The sequence below is a fragment of the Chamaesiphon sp. genome (assembly GCF_041738855.1).
GTDB lineage: Bacteria > Cyanobacteriota > Cyanobacteriia > Cyanobacteriales > Chamaesiphonaceae > Chamaesiphon.
In genome coordinates this window covers 37,105-53,336 of record NZ_JBGSPA010000207.1, presented here as the reverse complement: position 1 = coordinate 53,336, position 16,232 = coordinate 37,105, and the positions used below count along the sequence as shown (strand labels likewise).

The following is a 16,232-nucleotide window of genomic DNA, read 5'->3' as shown; positions in this document are numbered from 1 at the left end:
TTACTATTTTTGTTTAATTCGATCGATCGCTTTCAATATATGTTTGCGATTTTTGGCAGACTTAATCCAATCCGGTAACCGATTGATTAAGGTAGAGTTCCGCCATCCAGTTCCGTTATCAGCACGTCGTTCTCGTAGCGTTGCGCTAACAAAAGCTTCAATGTATTGAAGATGACGGAGATTATGAAACCATAATGTGCGATCGCCTACTGCAATTTGCAGCCATAATGGTAAGTTGAAATAGCCATCATGAGCAGATCCAATTCCCATCGATGACCCATACCAATCTTTACTGTAGCTGCACGATTGGCAAGTTACACGGCGTGGATCTAAATAATTTTGACGATCGCGATCTAGTGGTGCTACCCGAGCACAACCACTGCATTGCGGGCACACAACTAGGTACTCTTCGATAAAGTCGTAGAGCGATTCGTGAGTATCACGGAAACAATTAGCATCTGTCATCATAAAAATACCGATCGATATTAAAAGATGTAGTAGAAAAATGTAGGGTGGGCACTGCCCACCATCTAAGTTCAACCACTAACTAGAAAGACTTGGATCGCTCAAACATCTACTTATCTTCGATCTTTTTCATCGCTCAAATTTCTCAGATAGATTATCAAAATGTAGGGTGGGCACTGCCCACCATTTAATTTCAACCACTAGAAAGACTAATATCGATCCAACATCTAAGGAGGTGGATTCAAAAACTCACAACACTAGAAAAGCATAAAATCTAGATGATGGGCACTGCCCACCCTACAGGATATTGATGATTGAATTTATCAACCAATAATAAAATTAACCAACTTTCCAGGTACCACAATTACCTTTTTAATCTCCTTCCCTTCCGTAAATTTCTTGGTTATCTCCGACTCCCGCGCATGAGCTTCTAAAGTCGCTGAATCCTTAGTAACTGGAACTTGAATCGTCCCGCGAGTCTTGCCCATGATTTGGATTACCAACGTGATTTCATCAGCAACTAAAGCCAATCGATCGAATTGCCGCCAAGGTTGTTCGTGAATCGAGCCATTATGTCCCGTCAATTGCCACAACTCCTCCATTATATGCGGTGCAAATGGTGCAGCTAACAGCATCAAAGTTTCAATCCCTTCGGCATATACAGGTGAATCTTTACAATCTGCATCTGTCAAAGCATTGCTCAGTTTCATCAATTCCGATACCGCAGTATTGAACTGATAATCTCCATCCAAGTCCTCAGTAATCGCTTGAATAGCATGATGAATAAAGCGGCGTAAATCCTTCTCAGATTTTGATAATTCACCACTGACAACTGTATTTCCAGGTTTGGCTCCCATCACCAATCGCCACAACCGATTGAGAAAGCGAAACTGTCCTTCAACATCTGCTTCATCCCATTCCAAATCTTTTTCTGGTGGTGCTTTGAATAAGATAAATAACCGTGCTGTATCTACCCCATACTTCCCGATTACCTCCTCTGGAGCGATGCCGTTGTATTTAGATTTAGACATTTTCTCAAAGGAGACTTCGAGTACGTCACCAGTTATTGGATCTGTTGGGTGCTTTGGATCGATTACCGTCGCTGGATCGATATTTTTACCAGTTTGAGGATTGGTATAAGTGGTTGCTTGTACCATCCCCTGAGTCAATAATTGTTTAAATGGCTCGTCAAAATTTAGCAGCTTTGTTTTACCACCGTCGCCAGCTCCAAAATCACGCACGATCTTGGTAAAGAAGCGAGCATATAATAGGTGCAAGACAGCATGTTCGATCCCGCCCACGTACTGATCGATCGGCATCCAATCATTGGTAAGATTTGGGTCGAAGATTTGCTTATCGTTCTGGGCATCTGGATAGCGCAAGAAATACCAAGAAGAATCCACAAACGTATCCATCGTATCGGTTTCGCGCTTGGCTGGCGCACCACAACTCGGGCATGGTACATTTACCCACGACTCCAATTGAGCCAACGGATTGCCACCTTTGCCTGTAAATTCCACATCTTCAGGCAATCGTACTGGTAAATCTGCCTCTGGTACGGGGACAGTCCCGCACTGAGCGCAATGAATCATCGGAATCGGCGCACCCCAATAACGTTGGCGCGAAATCAACCAATCCCGCAGGCGATACTGGATTTTGCCATTGCCATAACCTTGCTGTTCGGCATATTCAATAATTGACTGCTTGGCGGTAACGGAATCAAACCCATCAAATTGACTGGAATTCATCATCACTCCAGTTTCTGTGTAAGCCGCTTTGAGCGGTTCGCCAGCATTCTGACTGGGTGCGGCAATTACTTGAGTAATCGGTAACTGATATTGCTTCGCAAACTTGAAATCGCGAACATCGTGTGCGGGAACGCCCATCACAGCACCCGTACCGTACTCATACAAGACGTAATCCGCAATCCAGATCGGTACTTCCGTCCCCGTAAACGGATTAATCGCCATCGCACCTGTAAATACGCCCCGCTTGGGCTTATCCTCCGCCGTGCGATCGATCTCGCTTTGACTCGCTATTTCCGCAACAAAGGCATCCACAGCCATTTTCTGGTCTAAAGCGGTCACTTGTGCCGTTAGTGGGTGTTCTGGAGCCAATACAACATAACTGACGCCATAAACAGTATCGGGACGAGTCGTAAATACAGCGATTTTCTCACTCGCGCCGACAATGGGAAATTCCAGATTTGCCCCGATCGATTTCCCAATCCAATTTGCCTGCATCGTGCGGACTCGCTCTGGCCAACCCGACAACTGCTCCAGATCGGTCAATAATTGCTCGGCATACTCGGTGATTTTAAAATACCACTGTTTGAGGGCCTTCTTCTCGACGATCGCCCCAGACCGCCAGGAACGCCCATTGCCATCGACTTGCTCGTTCGCTAGTACCGTTTGGTCGATCGGGTCCCAATTTACCATCCCATCTTTTTGATACGCCAATCCACCTTCATAGAACTTCAAGAAAATCCACTGCGTCCACCGATAATATTCCGGCGAACAGGTGGCGATTTCGCGCTCCCAATCGATCGACAGTCCCAATTTCTGGAGCTGCGATCGCATGTGGGCGATATTTTGATAAGTCCAAGTCGCCGGATGAATCCCCCGCTCAATTGCCGCATTTTCCGCTGGCAATCCAAACGCATCCCAACCCATCGGATGCAGTACGCGATAGCCCTGCATCCGCTTCTGTCTAGCGATTACATCAGTGATGACATAGTTGCGAACGTGTCCCATGTGCAGATTTCCCGACGGATAAGGAAACATCGACAGCGCGTAGAACTTTGGCTTGGTGCTAGTTGTATCGGTTTTATATAAGTTTGCAGCCGTCCAAGACTGCTGCCATTTGGACTCAATCTCGGCGGGGTTATAAGTATTTTCCATATTCAATCTATCCAGTTACGCAATATCGATGCTCATCCAGTCACCCTCATTTTAACTCTAACCCTCCGTCACCACTACGCATAGCAAATTGACTGGATCTAGGCAGTGAGAATATGATATGGGCGATCGCTTGTTGAAATTAACGTATTGACACTGTAAATACATTTTTACTATACTAACAAGCATGAATGTGTACTTTGCGCTCGATGGCATTACCTTTGTGTGGGACGACGAAAAAGCGCGAAATAACCCCAGTAAACATGATGGGATTACTTTCCAACAAGCTGCGGAAGCCTTCTTCGACCCATTCCTAATCATCGTTGATGCCAGCCGTAATGAAGAAGCTCGTGATGCCATAATTGGGCAAGATACGCGATGGAATCTACTATTTGTAGTTCACATTGAGCAGGAAAAGAATATGATTCGGATTATTTCAGCACGTAAGGCAACTCATCAGGAGAGAGCAGAGTATGAAGTTTGAAGCACTAAAGCAACGATTGAATCGCAATCGTCCCATGACTAGTGTCACGATTCGGATGCCCGAAGATGTGGTGGAAGATCTGAAGAAAGTCGCACCAATATTGGGCTTTTCGGGTTATCAGCCATTAATTCGTGCTTATGTCGGGCAATGTTTGCGGGTAGATTTAGAGCGGGTTGAGAATGAGACAGTGACGGCATTGGTAGCAAGTTTGAAGCGTCGAGGTGTCAGCGATGAAACAATCGCGGCAGCCTTAAATGAAGTAGTTCATTCCACACACTGACAGAATCAAAATATAGCTTCCAAAACTTCAATTGAATATTCTTCATCAAGTGTCGCTAGAAATCTCTTGCTTCTAAGCTGTTTGTCATCTAAATCTTTTGGCTAAATCCCTTACTGCAAGGGTTATAGAGGACAAAAAGAGTGTTTTAAATGTTCGACAGCTTAGTACTTAACTTCCGACTCTTATTTTGACTAATTAGGGGTTGCTGAAAAAGTGAGCCAGATTTAGTCCAGAAAATGGATTAGCGAGAGGAAAAATTAATCTAATAAGTTTTAACTAGATTAATTACGACAAAACATAACTTTCTCTAATCACAAATCGCCAGAAATGCTGGAATCTAAAATAGATATAAAAAAATCCAAAAAGCTGCCGTAGCAGCGTGGAAAGATTCATCGCTAGAAAAGAGATTGCGATCGTAGTTTCCGCCGTATTAGCAAGTTTAGCCATCACACGATTAAGGCTAAACCTTCGTTTGCCTTCGCCAAACTTACCCTCAATACAGTTTCGGACTCTTTCATCCAATTGCGCTTGGATCTTTGTGGATTTACTAATATTCTTCGGCGGTCTTCCTAGTGGTACACCACTGATTCTAATTCCTTTTTCTTTACACCAAGCTCGATTCGCTCTAGTCCGATAGATTTTATCCACATGTACTGACTCTGGATATACACCTGTATAACTTTTAAATGATTCTACTTGTGTTTTCAAGTCGCCAGATTCGTTGAAATTATCCCAACTAATTCGATCTAAAAACACATATCCATTGACACAGCTCGCTGATAACTTTGCACCAAATTCCACTGGTGTCCCAGCTTTCCCTCTGACAATTGGACGAATATGCGGTTGTGTTAGACTTATTATTCTATCATCAATCCGGTTTTGGCTGTTTTCATACATATATAACTGTTGACGATTGACTTCTGTTATCACTAACAGCATCCTGTACTGCTTTCTGCTTAACAGTTTTAGCCCAATCTCACTTACTATTTTATCGATAGTAGTTAAATTTCTTTTGACGTACTGAAGTTGTCTTTTTATTGCCTTTCTGCGCTGCTTTTTTGATGGTCGGCGTTGCTTTGCTACTGATAGATAGTCTTTTCTGGCTAGTTTTCTATAGGTTCTTGGCTCGCTCTTCGTTTGGTCTTTGATGCAGCTATACAGCTTGTCTATGATTTTTTCTGTCTGTGCTCTGGCTTGATTTAATAGTCCTAAGTCATTGGGATATCTAATGTCTGCTGGCGCGCAGGTCGCATCTAATATTAATCTTCCATGATTGTGTTGTTCCCCGCTCTCTTTGACTTTTTTTCGGGAGTGTTCTCCTCAATTGTTTTAATTGTGTTCTCTACTATTTTTCTGTTAATTCTGTTGACTATCTCCGAGCCTATTCTTTGTCTAAAATGCACTAGCATTGATGCTTCAAATGGTGCCTTATCACTGTATTCCATCCCTAGAAAGTACTGTAAGTATGGGTTCTCTCTAATTTGCTGTACTGTTTCTCTATCACTTACGCCTAATCTTTCTTTAATTATTAACGCACCTAATGCTATTCTGAATGACTTCGCTGGTGCCCCCATTCCGCTGGCTGCAAAGTTTTGAGCGTATTCTACTTCAAATTCTGCCCACGGTATTAGCTTTGACATCACTACCCATCGATTCTCCTGGGCTAAGTTTACTTCAAATTTCAGTTCGGTTTTTTCTGATGTAACTCTGTCAGTTTCAACTTGTCTGTACATGCGTCGTCCCCTTTCGTACTAGGGTTTTGTCTAATTTTAGCCGATTCTCTTGCATCCGATTGTCTCTGCAATCACTTGTGAATCCCGCTCCGTCTAGGTTTAAGCTTTTATTCAGCAACCCCTAATTATATTAACTGCTATATGCCTTAAAACTGCAAAATTAGCTGGAGTATTATCCTTCCGATACTAGCGATCGCCAACTTGATGAATTTACATCAAAAATTTTTGAGTGGCAAGATCTGAGTGAAATGACAGCTTGGTTGCAAGATCTATCAGCTTAATGCCGAAAACGTTGAATCAGCTCGAACCGCAACAGCGGCGGGATTTGCTCGTGCTATTTGTTGCGGGCTTATTATTTGGGATTAGTATCGGAGTTTTATTACCAACATTACCTGCATATCTCGATGCGATCGGCATCAAGCAGCAGATTGGGTTAATTATCGGGGCGTTTGCGATCGGCTTACTGGCAACACGTCCGCTAGTAGGGAAGCTCGTCTACAAAGTTTAGACGCAACTAGAGTGATTAATCAGTTATTTAAATTTTAGACCAAATCACGCCCGCGAATTCTGCGAGAACAATCCCAAAGCTGGGCCGAGCAATGCCCCAAAGACAAATCCTCCGGCATGCGCCCAATAGGCAACTCCACCATTTTCCATCCCCACATTCGTGCGCGGCGCGAGTGTCGCAAAACTATATAAAGCTTGCTGAAAAAACCAGATTCCCAGATAGAAATAAGCAGGAATACTTGTAAAGAATGGAAAAATCCCGATCGGAATCACCGTCCTAACTTGAATATTGGGAAAGCGAATAATATAAGCTCCCATCACCCCCGCGATCGCGCCACTAGCACCTAGTGACGGGAGTTGCGAACTTTGGCTAAAATACCACTGCGCCAAGCTAGCAAGGACACCACAAGCTAAATAAAAGCCTAGAAATTTCACATGTCCTAATTGGTCTTCGACGTTGTTCCCAAAAATCCATAAGAACAACATGTTTCCGGCAATATGCGCGAACCCACCATGAAGAAATTGGGCAGTAATCAGAGTCAATATTTCTGGTGGTTCTACAGTTAAAATTGGTGTAGGATTTCCAGTAAATGCACCTGTAAGTTGGATGGGCACCACTGCCCATTGATAGAAAAATTTGGTCAATCCTTGCTCGGAAAAGCTTAACTCATAGATAAATACTAGGATGTTAATGACGATTAAACCGTAGGTAACATAAGGCGTAATAATCGTCGGATTGTCATCATCGATTGGAAACATAAGAGCAGAGGGTAAAGAATAAAGGATAGCAATTGAGACATATATCACAACCCTAAATCAGAAGCTATGTCGATGTAGTGTGTGTTAGGCGTAAGCTGCTTGCGCCCGCCTTTGTTCCCCGACGGTAACAGTATCGATACCCCACGAGCTGATTTAGGACTGGTAGATCTCTCAAATATTTATAATTTAACATTCACCCTCATCTATCCATTGATAGGTTAACCATCCCAAATATCTCCATCCATCTAGAGCCGCAACTTTGGGGCAGGTAATGCTAATAGGCACGTCACTCGCCCCTACCATTGATGTTTTTAACGATCGATTAACACATAAATTGCACCGACGATCGTTGCACCGCCACCGATCCGAAACAGCAATTCTTGAAACTTAGGCTGATAACGATCGATTGCCAATCCGATCCCAACACCAGTTAAGTGTAATGCGGCGGTAGAGATGATAAAGCCCAGACCATAAACCAGTCCCGATGCTGTTTCCGGCATTTCGGCTCCATGGGCATAACCGTGAAAAATAGCTAAGATACCGACAATCCCAGCACTAAGAGCTAACGGTAAACGGGTAGCGAATAATAGTAGCAAACCAAGCATAAAATCCGAAACTAAGATCCCTTGCTCCACACCTGGCAAAGGTAGCCCAAAATGACCCACGACGCTGCTGCCGATCATCGCTACCACAAATGCACTCGGCACTGCCCACAAAGCCTTCCCGCCCATCTGAGCTGCCCATAGACCCACTGCCACCATCGCCAGGATATGATCTAAGCCGCCAATCGGGTGTACCAATCCTTGCCAAAATCCGCTAGGATCGCCGACTCCGGTATGGGCACTAGCAATACTAGGAATGAACAGCGTCATCGCGATCGCGCCGCCTAAATACTGCCAAAATTGATTTTTTTTCATCATAAATATCCCTGAATTACCAATTAATTTAACACCAAGATGTCCTACTACTTGATGTCCGTTACGTTACAAAACATCAATCCTCATCGATATCTTCACTCTCAGTCTCAGCCGGAAGTGCAGCCACGATCGCATCAATTACCCGCCCGACGGGAATAATTTCCATTCCCAAATCGGGAAAAGTTTGATGTCCTTTGGGAACGATCGCCCGCTTGAACCCCAATTTTGCTGCTTCTTTGAGGCGTAATTCTAGTTGCGATACCTGTCGTACCTGCCCCCCCAACCCGATCTCGCCAATCAGGATCGTAAATGGAGCCACTACCCGATCGCGAAAACTTGCCACGATCGCGATCGCCATCCCTAGATCCACGGCTGGTTCCTCGACGCTCAAACCCCCCGCCGAAGCCACATACGCATCCAACTTCGAGAGCGGAATCCCCACGCGCTTTTCTAAAACTGCCAAAATTTGGGTCAGACGGTTGTAATCAATGCCTGTACCCGCCCGCCGCGGCGATGGATAGCTCGTCGGACTCACCAACGCTTGCAACTCCACCACGATCGGTCTAGTCCCCTCACAAGCGACGACGATCGATGTTCCTGGTGCCATCCCCTGGCGATCTCCCAGGAACAGCTCAGACGGGTTGTCAACCTCACGCAACCCGCGATCGACCATCTCGAACACTCCCACCTCATGGGTGGCTCCAAAGCGATTCTTGGTCGATCTCAGCAGCCGATGAGAGGCAAACCGATCGCCTTCAAAATACAAAACGGTATCGACCAAGTGCTCCAAAACTTTCGGCCCCGCGATCGCCCCTTCTTTGGTTACATGACCGACGATGAGCAGGGTAATGTCTTCTCGCTTGGCTACCTTCATCAACGCCGCCGTACACTCCCGTACCTGCGCCACCGATCCTGCTGCGGATGTAAGTGCGGGAAAGTAGACAGTTTGGATACTATCGATGACGGCGACATGGGGTTTGAGCGATTCCAACTCTCTCAGGATTTCTTCCAGATCTGTCTCGGCTTGGATATATAAATTTGCCCCATCCGCCACAGTTAGATTCGCGGGTGTCTCTGGTAGATCCATTTCGGCGGCTTCCTCACTTGTCAGTTCGCCTTTGGTGCCTTCTACTCCCAATCGGGAGGCGCGGAGTTTCACCTGTTTGGCAGATTCCTCCCCACAGACATATAGCACCCGATAGTGCTTGGACATCAGATTTGCAGTTTGCAGCAGTAGTGTAGACTTGCCAATCCCTGGATCGCCACCGATCAATACTAGCGAACCTGGGACGATCCCACCACCCAATACCCGATCGAGTTCTCCAAACCCAGACGCCCATCGCTCTTCTTCCCCATCGATAATCTGAGGAAAAGTTAGTGCCGCAAGTGGATGTGGTTGTTCATTCGATCCATTGGTGTTCTTACTACCGAGTCCCCGACTGGCAGATGGCGGTAATTGCTCGATCAAGGAGCCATAAGTGTTACAAATTGGGCATTTGCCATACCATTGTGGGGATGTCGAGCCACATTCATTACAGACATAGGACGTGCGCGGCTGTTTTGCCATTCTGGAGGAGTTAAAGGGTAGAGGGTAGGGAATCGGAATCGTCTTAATTGTGAGAGAATGTTAAGAATCTTGAAGCGGCGATCGACGTGGGTTCCGATTTCTGACTGGGTTTGACTGCCCCAATTTAGTTGGAATTAATGATAATCTTAATCATAGGATGTTAAAACTTAACGTTGAAAAAATTACCACTATACGATAGGAGCTTTGATAAGCTTGGAAAATCATAAGGAAACTATTCTGGTCGTTGATGATGAGGCTAGCATCCGTCGCATTTTAGAAACTCGCCTCTCCATGATTGGCTACGATGTAGTTACGGCAGCTGATGGGGAAGAAGCCCTCGAAACTTTTCGCGAAACTTGTCCAGATCTCGTCGTACTCGATGTGATGATGCCCAAGCTCGATGGGTATGGGGTATGTCAGGAGCTACGCAAAGAGTCAGATGTACCGATCATCATGCTGACGGCTTTGGGGGATGTCGCCGATCGCATTACCGGACTGGAACTGGGTGCCGATGACTATGTAGTCAAACCCTTCTCTCCCAAAGAATTGGAAGCGCGGATTCGTTCGGTATTGCGGCGGGTTGATAAAAATGGGCTGAATGGGATTCCGAGTTCTGGCGTGATTCAGATCGCTACGATCAAGATCGATACCAATAAACGTCAAGTTTATAAGTCTGACGAACGGATCAGGTTGACGGGGATGGAATTTAGCCTCCTCGAACTACTGGTGAGTCGATCGGGTGAAGCTTTCTCACGATCGGAAATCCTCCAAGAGGTTTGGGGTTATACTCCCGAACGTCATGTCGATACCCGCGTCGTGGATGTCCATATCTCTCGCCTCCGCGCCAAACTCGAAGAAGATCCCAGCAACCCAGAACTGATCCTGACAGCTAGGGGTACGGGTTATTTGTTTCAGCGGATTATCGAACCTGATGAACTTTAGTAGCTAAGGGTTGGGCATGAGTAATTGCGAGTAGGGTGGGCATTCCCCACCCCCTACCTTTGCAGTGGATTGGTATTTCCATTTTAGTCCGTTTGAACTAATAAAATCGATGGTAGCGAGTATCTACTCATGAAATCAGATCCCAATCGCATTCTCAGACTCTTGCCGATCGCCGCAGGCAGCATCGCTGGTACCCTGTTGATGTTGAATCGGGTATTGACACCAATACTAACCGACTCGCAGGCGCGATCGGATGCCGTCGGCGTGATTTTGACAGCAGTCTTGATCCTGACGGGATTGCTCTGGCAACAAGTCCAGCCACGGCAGCCAGATAGCACGATCTTGGAAGGTACCTCAGGATTTGAGCTACTGCCCACACTACCAGATCCAGTCAAAACCGAACTAGCTTGGGCATCACATTTACTGCTAACAAATACCGTCACGCGATCGATCGTTGTTTATTACCAGGGACAAGTATTACTCAGACGGGGAATTTTGGCACCCAAAGCTGAAGTTACTCCTGGTGCGATCCTCGATCGCGTATTCGCCAAACACCAACCGATTTATCTAGTAGATACCAAAGTCTATCCAGGTAGATTTGAATTTGATTACTTACCAGCCAATACTCAAGGCATCATTTGTCAGCCGTTGGGGACTCAGGGTGTGATGATTTTGGGTGCCGATACACCCCGTAGCTACACCAAACAAGATGAAGCTTGGATCGCCGGAATTGCCGATAAATTAGCCAATAGCTTGGAGCTGGAGGGGTGACGATTGTTACCGATCGGCGGAGCTAAATGACAGAAAATGAGTAAGGGGAGCTTTTTTTGAGATCTAATATTGCAGATTAGTAAAATAATTTTAGTGAAAATAGTAATTTTGCTAATTATTAAGTGCATAATGAAATTACTATCCAACTAATTCGATCGTGGCTAAAACTAAAGTAGAATCTGCACCCAAGGGTGTCAAAAGTACCGTATCCAAGACAGCTAAGTCAGTAAGCAAAGCTGAAAAATCGGCCAAAGTGGCAGCAACGAATACCGCTGATTCAGTACAGATGGATGATTCGGCAATTGAAGCTGTCTCGGCTGGAACCCCGCTCACTGGCAAAGCCCTACTTCAGAAAGTTAAAGAACTCGCTCATCTTGCCAAGCGGGAAACTGCTAAGCAATGTGGCTATGTAAAAACTTCTAGCTCAGGGGGAGTCCGTACCGATCTATCCGGCTTTTATGATGCCGTACTCTCAGCCAAAGGTGTCAAATTGGATGAGACTAGTAGAGACAGTCGCGGTAAAGTTGCCACTTACAAAGCTACCGTACACAAAAATGGTCAGTTATTAATCGGCTCTGCCTACACCAAAGGTATGGGTTTGAAAGAAGGCGATGTCTTTACAATCAAACTTGGCTACAAGCACATTCACTTGATTCAAGAAGACTAATCATCTGCCCACAGTAAACATCTGACGGAACGTAAGGGGTGGTGATAGATTTCACAGTGTCTCTGGATCTAACTCCTACGTTTTGCCTCGTGATGTTCTGCCATTGCTACAGCAGCACATTTAGCCAACAGAATGGTTTCGGAACAAACCTGAGCAAGTTCGCTTATTGGTGGAAAAACCCAAGAACTACAATAAATTCATACCTATGATGGATTCACTTTGGTAACAGATTAAGATTATCGAGCTGCTGGCAAAAAGTTAAAATTTAGATTAACGACTAGGTTGCAGCACGACCTCATCGACTAATTCGATCGATAGAATTTTGGCAATCTCTAACAATCGATCGAATCCAACTGCTTGATAATGATTAGCTTCGTATCGCTGAATCTGTTGCTCTTTAATCCCGATCGTATCTGCTAGTTCTCCTTGAGTCATTCCGGCTGAAATTCTCGCTTTAATTAATGCGATCGGTAGTTCTGATAAGCGATCGATTGTAATTCTTACCTTACCATCTCTTAAATTCTCATATTCGGTTATTTCTCCATACATCTCCTGAATTTGATCTTCCAAATAAGTAACCCAAGTTGCTATCTGTACTCAAAGTGGTTGAAACCACTCCTCATGATGCGAAGTCCGCCTTCGCGGACTGAATTCACCAGTCCGCGAAGGCGGACTTTGCATCACTAGCCGCGACTTTAGTCGCAGATAAGAAATATGTAGCAACTTAGGTTAAGTCCTAGAGATCGAACTCTAAGCACTCACAGCCTGTTTAATATTAGCCTTCGGTGTTTCCGCCTCCGAAGGCGGAACCAATCGAGTGTAATACATGACACAGCTCGCGATCGATGTCACCGATGGGCAGATTCAAGCAGTCCTCACTCAAGCCGCGAACCAACTGACCGATCTAACCCCAGTAATAGCATCGATCGGTGCATATATGCTGGGACGCACCAGAGAACGGCTTGACACCTCAACTGCTCCCAGTGGGCAGAGAGAGGTGGGCACCTTTAGCACAAGCAACGATCGATGCCAAACGACGAAGGAAAAATGGGGGAACGAGTAGAAATGGAAGGTCGATCGCCGCCAATGGCAAGATCGTTAGCAATTAGATCGTTTGCTTGCAAGTTAACTGCAACTGCTTGACCATATTGGCGATATTGTCAGGTAAAATATCGCCCCGAAGTTTCAGATTACAATAACAAAATCAAAGTACCGATGACGATCGTCAAACCACCGACAATAACTTTGGATGTGAGTGGTTCGTGTAAAAAAAGTGCCGCCAGTAAGATCGTCATCACGACACTAGATTTGTCGATCGGTGCGACTTGAGCGGCTTTGCCCAATTGCAGTGCCTTGAAGTAAAATAGCCATGAGCAACCAGTCGCGATCCCAGAAACAGTCAGAAAAATCAGCGTCCGAGTGGATACTGTCGTCAACTGGCTGATATTTCCCTGAGCCAGCACGATCCCCCAGACAATCGGCATAATTACCAGTGTCCGCAGGGCTGTAGCGAGATTAGCATCGATGTTGGCGACCCCAATTTTGGCGAAGATCGTAGTTAAAGCAGCAAAGAAAGCTGAAAGTAGAGCATAAATCCACCAAAGATTGGAGCTGGTTTCCATAGGTCGAGTTGCTAAAGTAGCGTGGTAAAGCTGGCAATCGGTTGGCGATAAGTAACTTATTTTGTCGATGCGAAGTAGTATAGCAATTTTTTGGTGTTAGTACTACAGATAAATATCGCCGATCGGCTCGAATCGGAAATCGAGTAGCAACCAACCAAAAATAGCTAGAGCTGAACAGCCGATAGATTCACTAGCAACCACCCACTCATAGTTTAAGTGTTGAGGGTGATTATTTTCACCAAATTTGAGGAAGGAGGATGGTTGGTAGTGGTAGTAATTCCGGTGCTCGTGATGATTTGGATCGGTATCAGCCGTCACGATCGATCTGCCAAACGCTTGAGTGGTGATGATATCGCTCCATGCGGTAATATGCCACGTCCTCATCTGGCGATCGCGATCGTCGGTCATCTCGATCGCAGGACAATGGCAGCTCTAGACTATTTGAAGCTAGCGTAATTCTTAGCTATATTTGACGATCTAGCTCTGATATTTGGTTTTCGGTGCGTTACGGGCTAGCACACCCTCCGGTATGCTCATCAATCAGATAAAATTGCTATAGTCGATCGTCATCCATATATTGATATTAAGTATGCCAAACCGAGAGTCTTTTCCGAGTACTTATCAGCCGCCAGAAACATCTCGGTTGGGTTATTTTTACGATCGCCCAGGCACGACTCCAGGACAATTGCATCTGAGTGACGATGCACCGCCAGCGGAGTTGGTGTCGATCGACTATTGTCGCGATCGCGCCACCCGAGTTGTGATTACAGATCCAAATACTATCAAAGAGCATTTAAAGACTGACAATGTATCTTGGATCGATGTTTTAGGATTGGGAAATACAGCAACTTGGGAGACATTGATTCCGATTTTCAATCTCCATCAAATGCTGGTTGAAGATGTGGTAAATGTGCCGCAACGTCCCAAGATCGAGCATTATGGAGATCAATTATTGATTGTGACGGTCATGGTAGTGCTCAATCCAAATGATAATGGGTTTACGAAGGAGCAGGTCAGCTTAGTACTCGGGAAAAATTATCTACTTACCATTCAAGAAGAACCCGAAAAAGACTGCTTTCATGGAGTCAGACAACGCATTGATACCAATCGCGGGATTATTCGGACGCAAGGTGCTGACTATTTGGCTTACTGTCTCCTCGATGCGATCGTTGATGGCTTTTTTCCAGTTTTGGAACACTATGGGGAAGCGATCGAAGATTTGGAAGATGAAGTCATCAAGCGTCCCAATCAAGCGACACTCGCAAAAATTTACAAGATTCGGCGCGAGTTACTGACAATTAGGCGCGCGATTTGGCCCCAACGAGATGCGATTAATACGTTGATCCGTGATGGTAGTCATCTGATTAGTAAAGAGGTGCAGGTCTATCTCCGTGACTGCTACGATCATACTGTCCAGGTGATGGATATGGTCGAAACCTATCGCGAACTATCGACAGGATTGATGGATGTTTATCTCTCTGCTGTCAGCAATAAAATGAATGAGATTATGAAATTGCTGACGATTGTGTCGGCGATCTTTATTCCATTGACTTTTATTGCTGGGGTCTATGGCATGAATTTCGATGTATCCAAATCTCCATTTAATATGCCCGAATTGACTTGGTATTGGGGCTATCCATTATGTCTAGCTCTGATGTTGGCGATCGCCAGTAGTCTAGTTTATTTTTTCTGGAAGCGCGGCTGGTTTCGAGCGTTTAGTTAATTCAATCAATGGCATTCCTATACATATCTAAAACCTAACACCTACCACCCAATCCCTCCCCAACATGAATAGTCCCCCTCGAATCTTAGATTTAGCAGATCTCGCTTGGGCATTTGGTCTGATTGCGATCGCGATCGGGCTATTGCAATGGCAACGGGTAGGATTAGCCGGACAAATGGCTCTAGCAGCAGCGCGATCGCTGCTGCAATTATTGGTGATGGGTTTTGGATTGCAAGTCATCTGGCAACTCGATCGACCTTGGGTGACGGTGGTTGGCATCTGCGCGATCGCGAGCCTGACGACGATCGCCGCGACCAACCGCATTGGCGACCGGATGAAGAACTTACTTCCGATTGTCGGTGGAGCCATCTTTACGGGGCTAATTATCGCCGTTGGGTACACAATTTTGGTGGTGATTAAGCCGACGAGTTGGGATCGACCTCAATATCTGCTGGCGGTGACAGGGGTTTGTTTGGGTTATCTGCTCAATAATGCAGCGATTGCTGGCGAACGGTTAATTGGTGAAATCGATCGACATCAAGCCGCAATTGAGACACATCTCAGTCTTGGTGCAACTCCCGCTCAGGCGATCGCGTCTTACCGTCAAGTAGCAATCAAATCAGCTTTATTACCAACAATCGATACATTGATGGTAGCGGGATTGGTGACAATTCCGGGATTTTTGGCAGGGGGAATACTCGCAGATATACAACCTGTAAATGCTGCTGGATATCAGATTGCGATCCTGTTTGCGGTCATGGCAAGCAATACGATCGCGGTCATCCTCGTTACTGCGGGGATTGCCAACCGTTGCTTCAATCGCGCTGCACAATTCCGCTCATTTGATGAAAATTGAGCCTGTCGATCGACTAGATCGACAGGCTCCGTCACATCGAAC

The 16,232-nt window shown here is 45.6% G+C and carries 18 protein-coding genes; 10 read left to right on the top strand and 8 right to left on the bottom strand.

Annotation, left to right across the window (positions count from 1 at the left end; all coding sequences use genetic code 11):
- Positions 1–3 precede the first annotated feature (3 nt).
- Both ACEW9I_RS22975 and leuS read right to left on the bottom strand, forming a co-directional pair.
- On the bottom strand, positions 4–468 hold the full coding sequence (locus ACEW9I_RS22975) for a hypothetical protein (RefSeq protein WP_373542651.1): 465 nt from the start codon (positions 466–468) through the stop codon (positions 4–6).
- Positions 469–788: 320 nt separating this feature from the next.
- Positions 789–3,365, bottom strand: coding sequence for a leucine--tRNA ligase (leuS, locus tag ACEW9I_RS22970; protein ID WP_373542650.1), 2,577 nt, complete (start codon positions 3,363–3,365; stop codon positions 789–791).
- 184 nt (positions 3,366–3,549) lie between these two features.
- Between leuS and ACEW9I_RS22965 the strand changes: the two genes are divergently transcribed.
- Positions 3,550–3,846: a BrnT family toxin gene (locus ACEW9I_RS22965; protein WP_373542649.1), complete on the top strand. Its 297-nt coding sequence runs from the start codon at positions 3,550–3,552 to the stop codon at positions 3,844–3,846.
- Positions 3,836–4,126 carry a hypothetical protein gene (locus ACEW9I_RS22960; protein ID WP_373542648.1) on the top strand — a complete coding sequence of 97 codons (291 nt, stop codon included), beginning with the start codon at positions 3,836–3,838 and terminating at the stop codon, positions 4,124–4,126. Before ACEW9I_RS22965 ends, ACEW9I_RS22960 begins: the two co-directional genes overlap by 11 nt.
- Before the next feature lie 285 nt (positions 4,127–4,411).
- On the opposite strand, the gene ACEW9I_RS22955 is transcribed toward ACEW9I_RS22960, so the two are convergent.
- Positions 4,412–5,859, bottom strand: a protein-coding gene (locus ACEW9I_RS22955; RefSeq protein ID WP_373542647.1) for an IS5 family transposase whose coding sequence is annotated in 2 segments (ribosomal slippage) — positions 4,412–5,424 and positions 5,424–5,859 — 1,449 coding nt in all. Because the reading frame shifts where the segments join, the coding sequence is not laid out codon by codon here.
- A gap of 280 nt (positions 5,860–6,139) precedes the next feature.
- Between ACEW9I_RS22955 and ACEW9I_RS22950 the strand changes: the two genes are divergently transcribed.
- Entirely contained in the window at positions 6,140–6,367 is a 228-nt protein-coding gene (locus ACEW9I_RS22950; RefSeq protein WP_373542646.1) for a hypothetical protein, read from the top strand.
- Between the two features lie 44 nt (positions 6,368–6,411).
- Here the strand turns inward: ACEW9I_RS22950 and ACEW9I_RS22945 are convergent, their stop codons facing one another.
- The 3 genes from ACEW9I_RS22945 to radA form a co-directional block, all read right to left on the bottom strand.
- Positions 6,412–7,125: a rhomboid family intramembrane serine protease gene (locus ACEW9I_RS22945; protein WP_373542645.1), complete on the bottom strand. Its 714-nt coding sequence runs from the start codon at positions 7,123–7,125 to the stop codon at positions 6,412–6,414.
- 311 nt (positions 7,126–7,436) lie between these two features.
- Positions 7,437–8,045: a HupE/UreJ family protein gene (locus tag ACEW9I_RS22940; protein WP_373542644.1), complete on the bottom strand. Its 609-nt coding sequence runs from the start codon at positions 8,043–8,045 to the stop codon at positions 7,437–7,439.
- Positions 8,046–8,118: 73 nt separating this feature from the next.
- A complete protein-coding gene (radA, locus tag ACEW9I_RS22935) occupies positions 8,119–9,609 on the bottom strand; it encodes a DNA repair protein RadA (protein ID WP_373542643.1) in 1,491 nt (496 codons plus the stop codon).
- A gap of 213 nt (positions 9,610–9,822) precedes the next feature.
- Here radA and rpaB point away from each other — a divergent pair, with 213 nt between their 5' ends.
- The 3 genes from rpaB to ACEW9I_RS22920 all read left to right on the top strand — a co-directional run bounded on the left by rpaB (position 9,823) and on the right by ACEW9I_RS22920 (position 11,989).
- Positions 9,823–10,551 (top strand): response regulator transcription factor RpaB, encoded by a 729-nt coding sequence (rpaB, locus tag ACEW9I_RS22930; RefSeq protein WP_309745214.1) that lies wholly within the window; start codon positions 9,823–9,825, stop codon positions 10,549–10,551.
- Between the two features lie 129 nt (positions 10,552–10,680).
- On the top strand, positions 10,681–11,322 hold the full coding sequence (locus ACEW9I_RS22925) for a cofactor assembly of complex C subunit B (protein ID WP_373542642.1): 642 nt from the start codon (positions 10,681–10,683) through the stop codon (positions 11,320–11,322).
- 286 nt (positions 11,323–11,608) lie between these two features.
- The gene (locus ACEW9I_RS22920) at positions 11,609–11,989 is read left to right on the top strand and encodes an AbrB family transcriptional regulator (protein ID WP_373542695.1); all 381 of its coding nucleotides are present in this window, start codon (positions 11,609–11,611) and stop codon (positions 11,987–11,989) included.
- 270 nt (positions 11,990–12,259) lie between these two features.
- On the opposite strand, the gene ACEW9I_RS22915 is transcribed toward ACEW9I_RS22920, so the two are convergent.
- Positions 12,260–12,559, bottom strand: a complete 300-nt coding sequence (locus ACEW9I_RS22915) for a helix-turn-helix transcriptional regulator (RefSeq protein WP_373542641.1) — start codon at positions 12,557–12,559, stop codon at positions 12,260–12,262.
- A gap of 256 nt (positions 12,560–12,815) precedes the next feature.
- Between ACEW9I_RS22915 and ACEW9I_RS22910 the strand changes: the two genes are divergently transcribed.
- On the top strand, positions 12,816–13,052 hold the full coding sequence (locus tag ACEW9I_RS22910) for a hypothetical protein (protein ID WP_373542640.1): 237 nt from the start codon (positions 12,816–12,818) through the stop codon (positions 13,050–13,052).
- Positions 13,053–13,179: 127 nt separating this feature from the next.
- On the opposite strand, the gene ACEW9I_RS22905 is transcribed toward ACEW9I_RS22910, so the two are convergent.
- Positions 13,180–13,611, bottom strand: coding sequence for an EamA family transporter (locus ACEW9I_RS22905; protein WP_373542639.1), 432 nt, complete (start codon positions 13,609–13,611; stop codon positions 13,180–13,182).
- 225 nt (positions 13,612–13,836) lie between these two features.
- On the opposite strand from ACEW9I_RS22905, the gene ACEW9I_RS22900 reads away from it, so the two are divergent.
- The 3 genes from ACEW9I_RS22900 to fetB all read left to right on the top strand — a co-directional run bounded on the left by ACEW9I_RS22900 (position 13,837) and on the right by fetB (position 16,190).
- Positions 13,837–14,067: a hypothetical protein gene (locus ACEW9I_RS22900; protein ID WP_373542638.1), complete on the top strand. Its 231-nt coding sequence runs from the start codon at positions 13,837–13,839 to the stop codon at positions 14,065–14,067.
- Positions 14,068–14,200: 133 nt separating this feature from the next.
- Positions 14,201–15,334 (top strand): magnesium/cobalt transporter CorA, encoded by a 1,134-nt coding sequence (gene corA / locus ACEW9I_RS22895; protein ID WP_373542637.1) that lies wholly within the window; start codon positions 14,201–14,203, stop codon positions 15,332–15,334.
- A 64-nt stretch (positions 15,335–15,398) separates the two neighbouring features.
- Positions 15,399–16,190: an iron export ABC transporter permease subunit FetB gene (gene fetB / locus ACEW9I_RS22890; RefSeq protein ID WP_373542636.1), complete on the top strand. Its 792-nt coding sequence runs from the start codon at positions 15,399–15,401 to the stop codon at positions 16,188–16,190.
- The last annotated feature ends 42 nt before the right edge of the window (positions 16,191–16,232 follow it).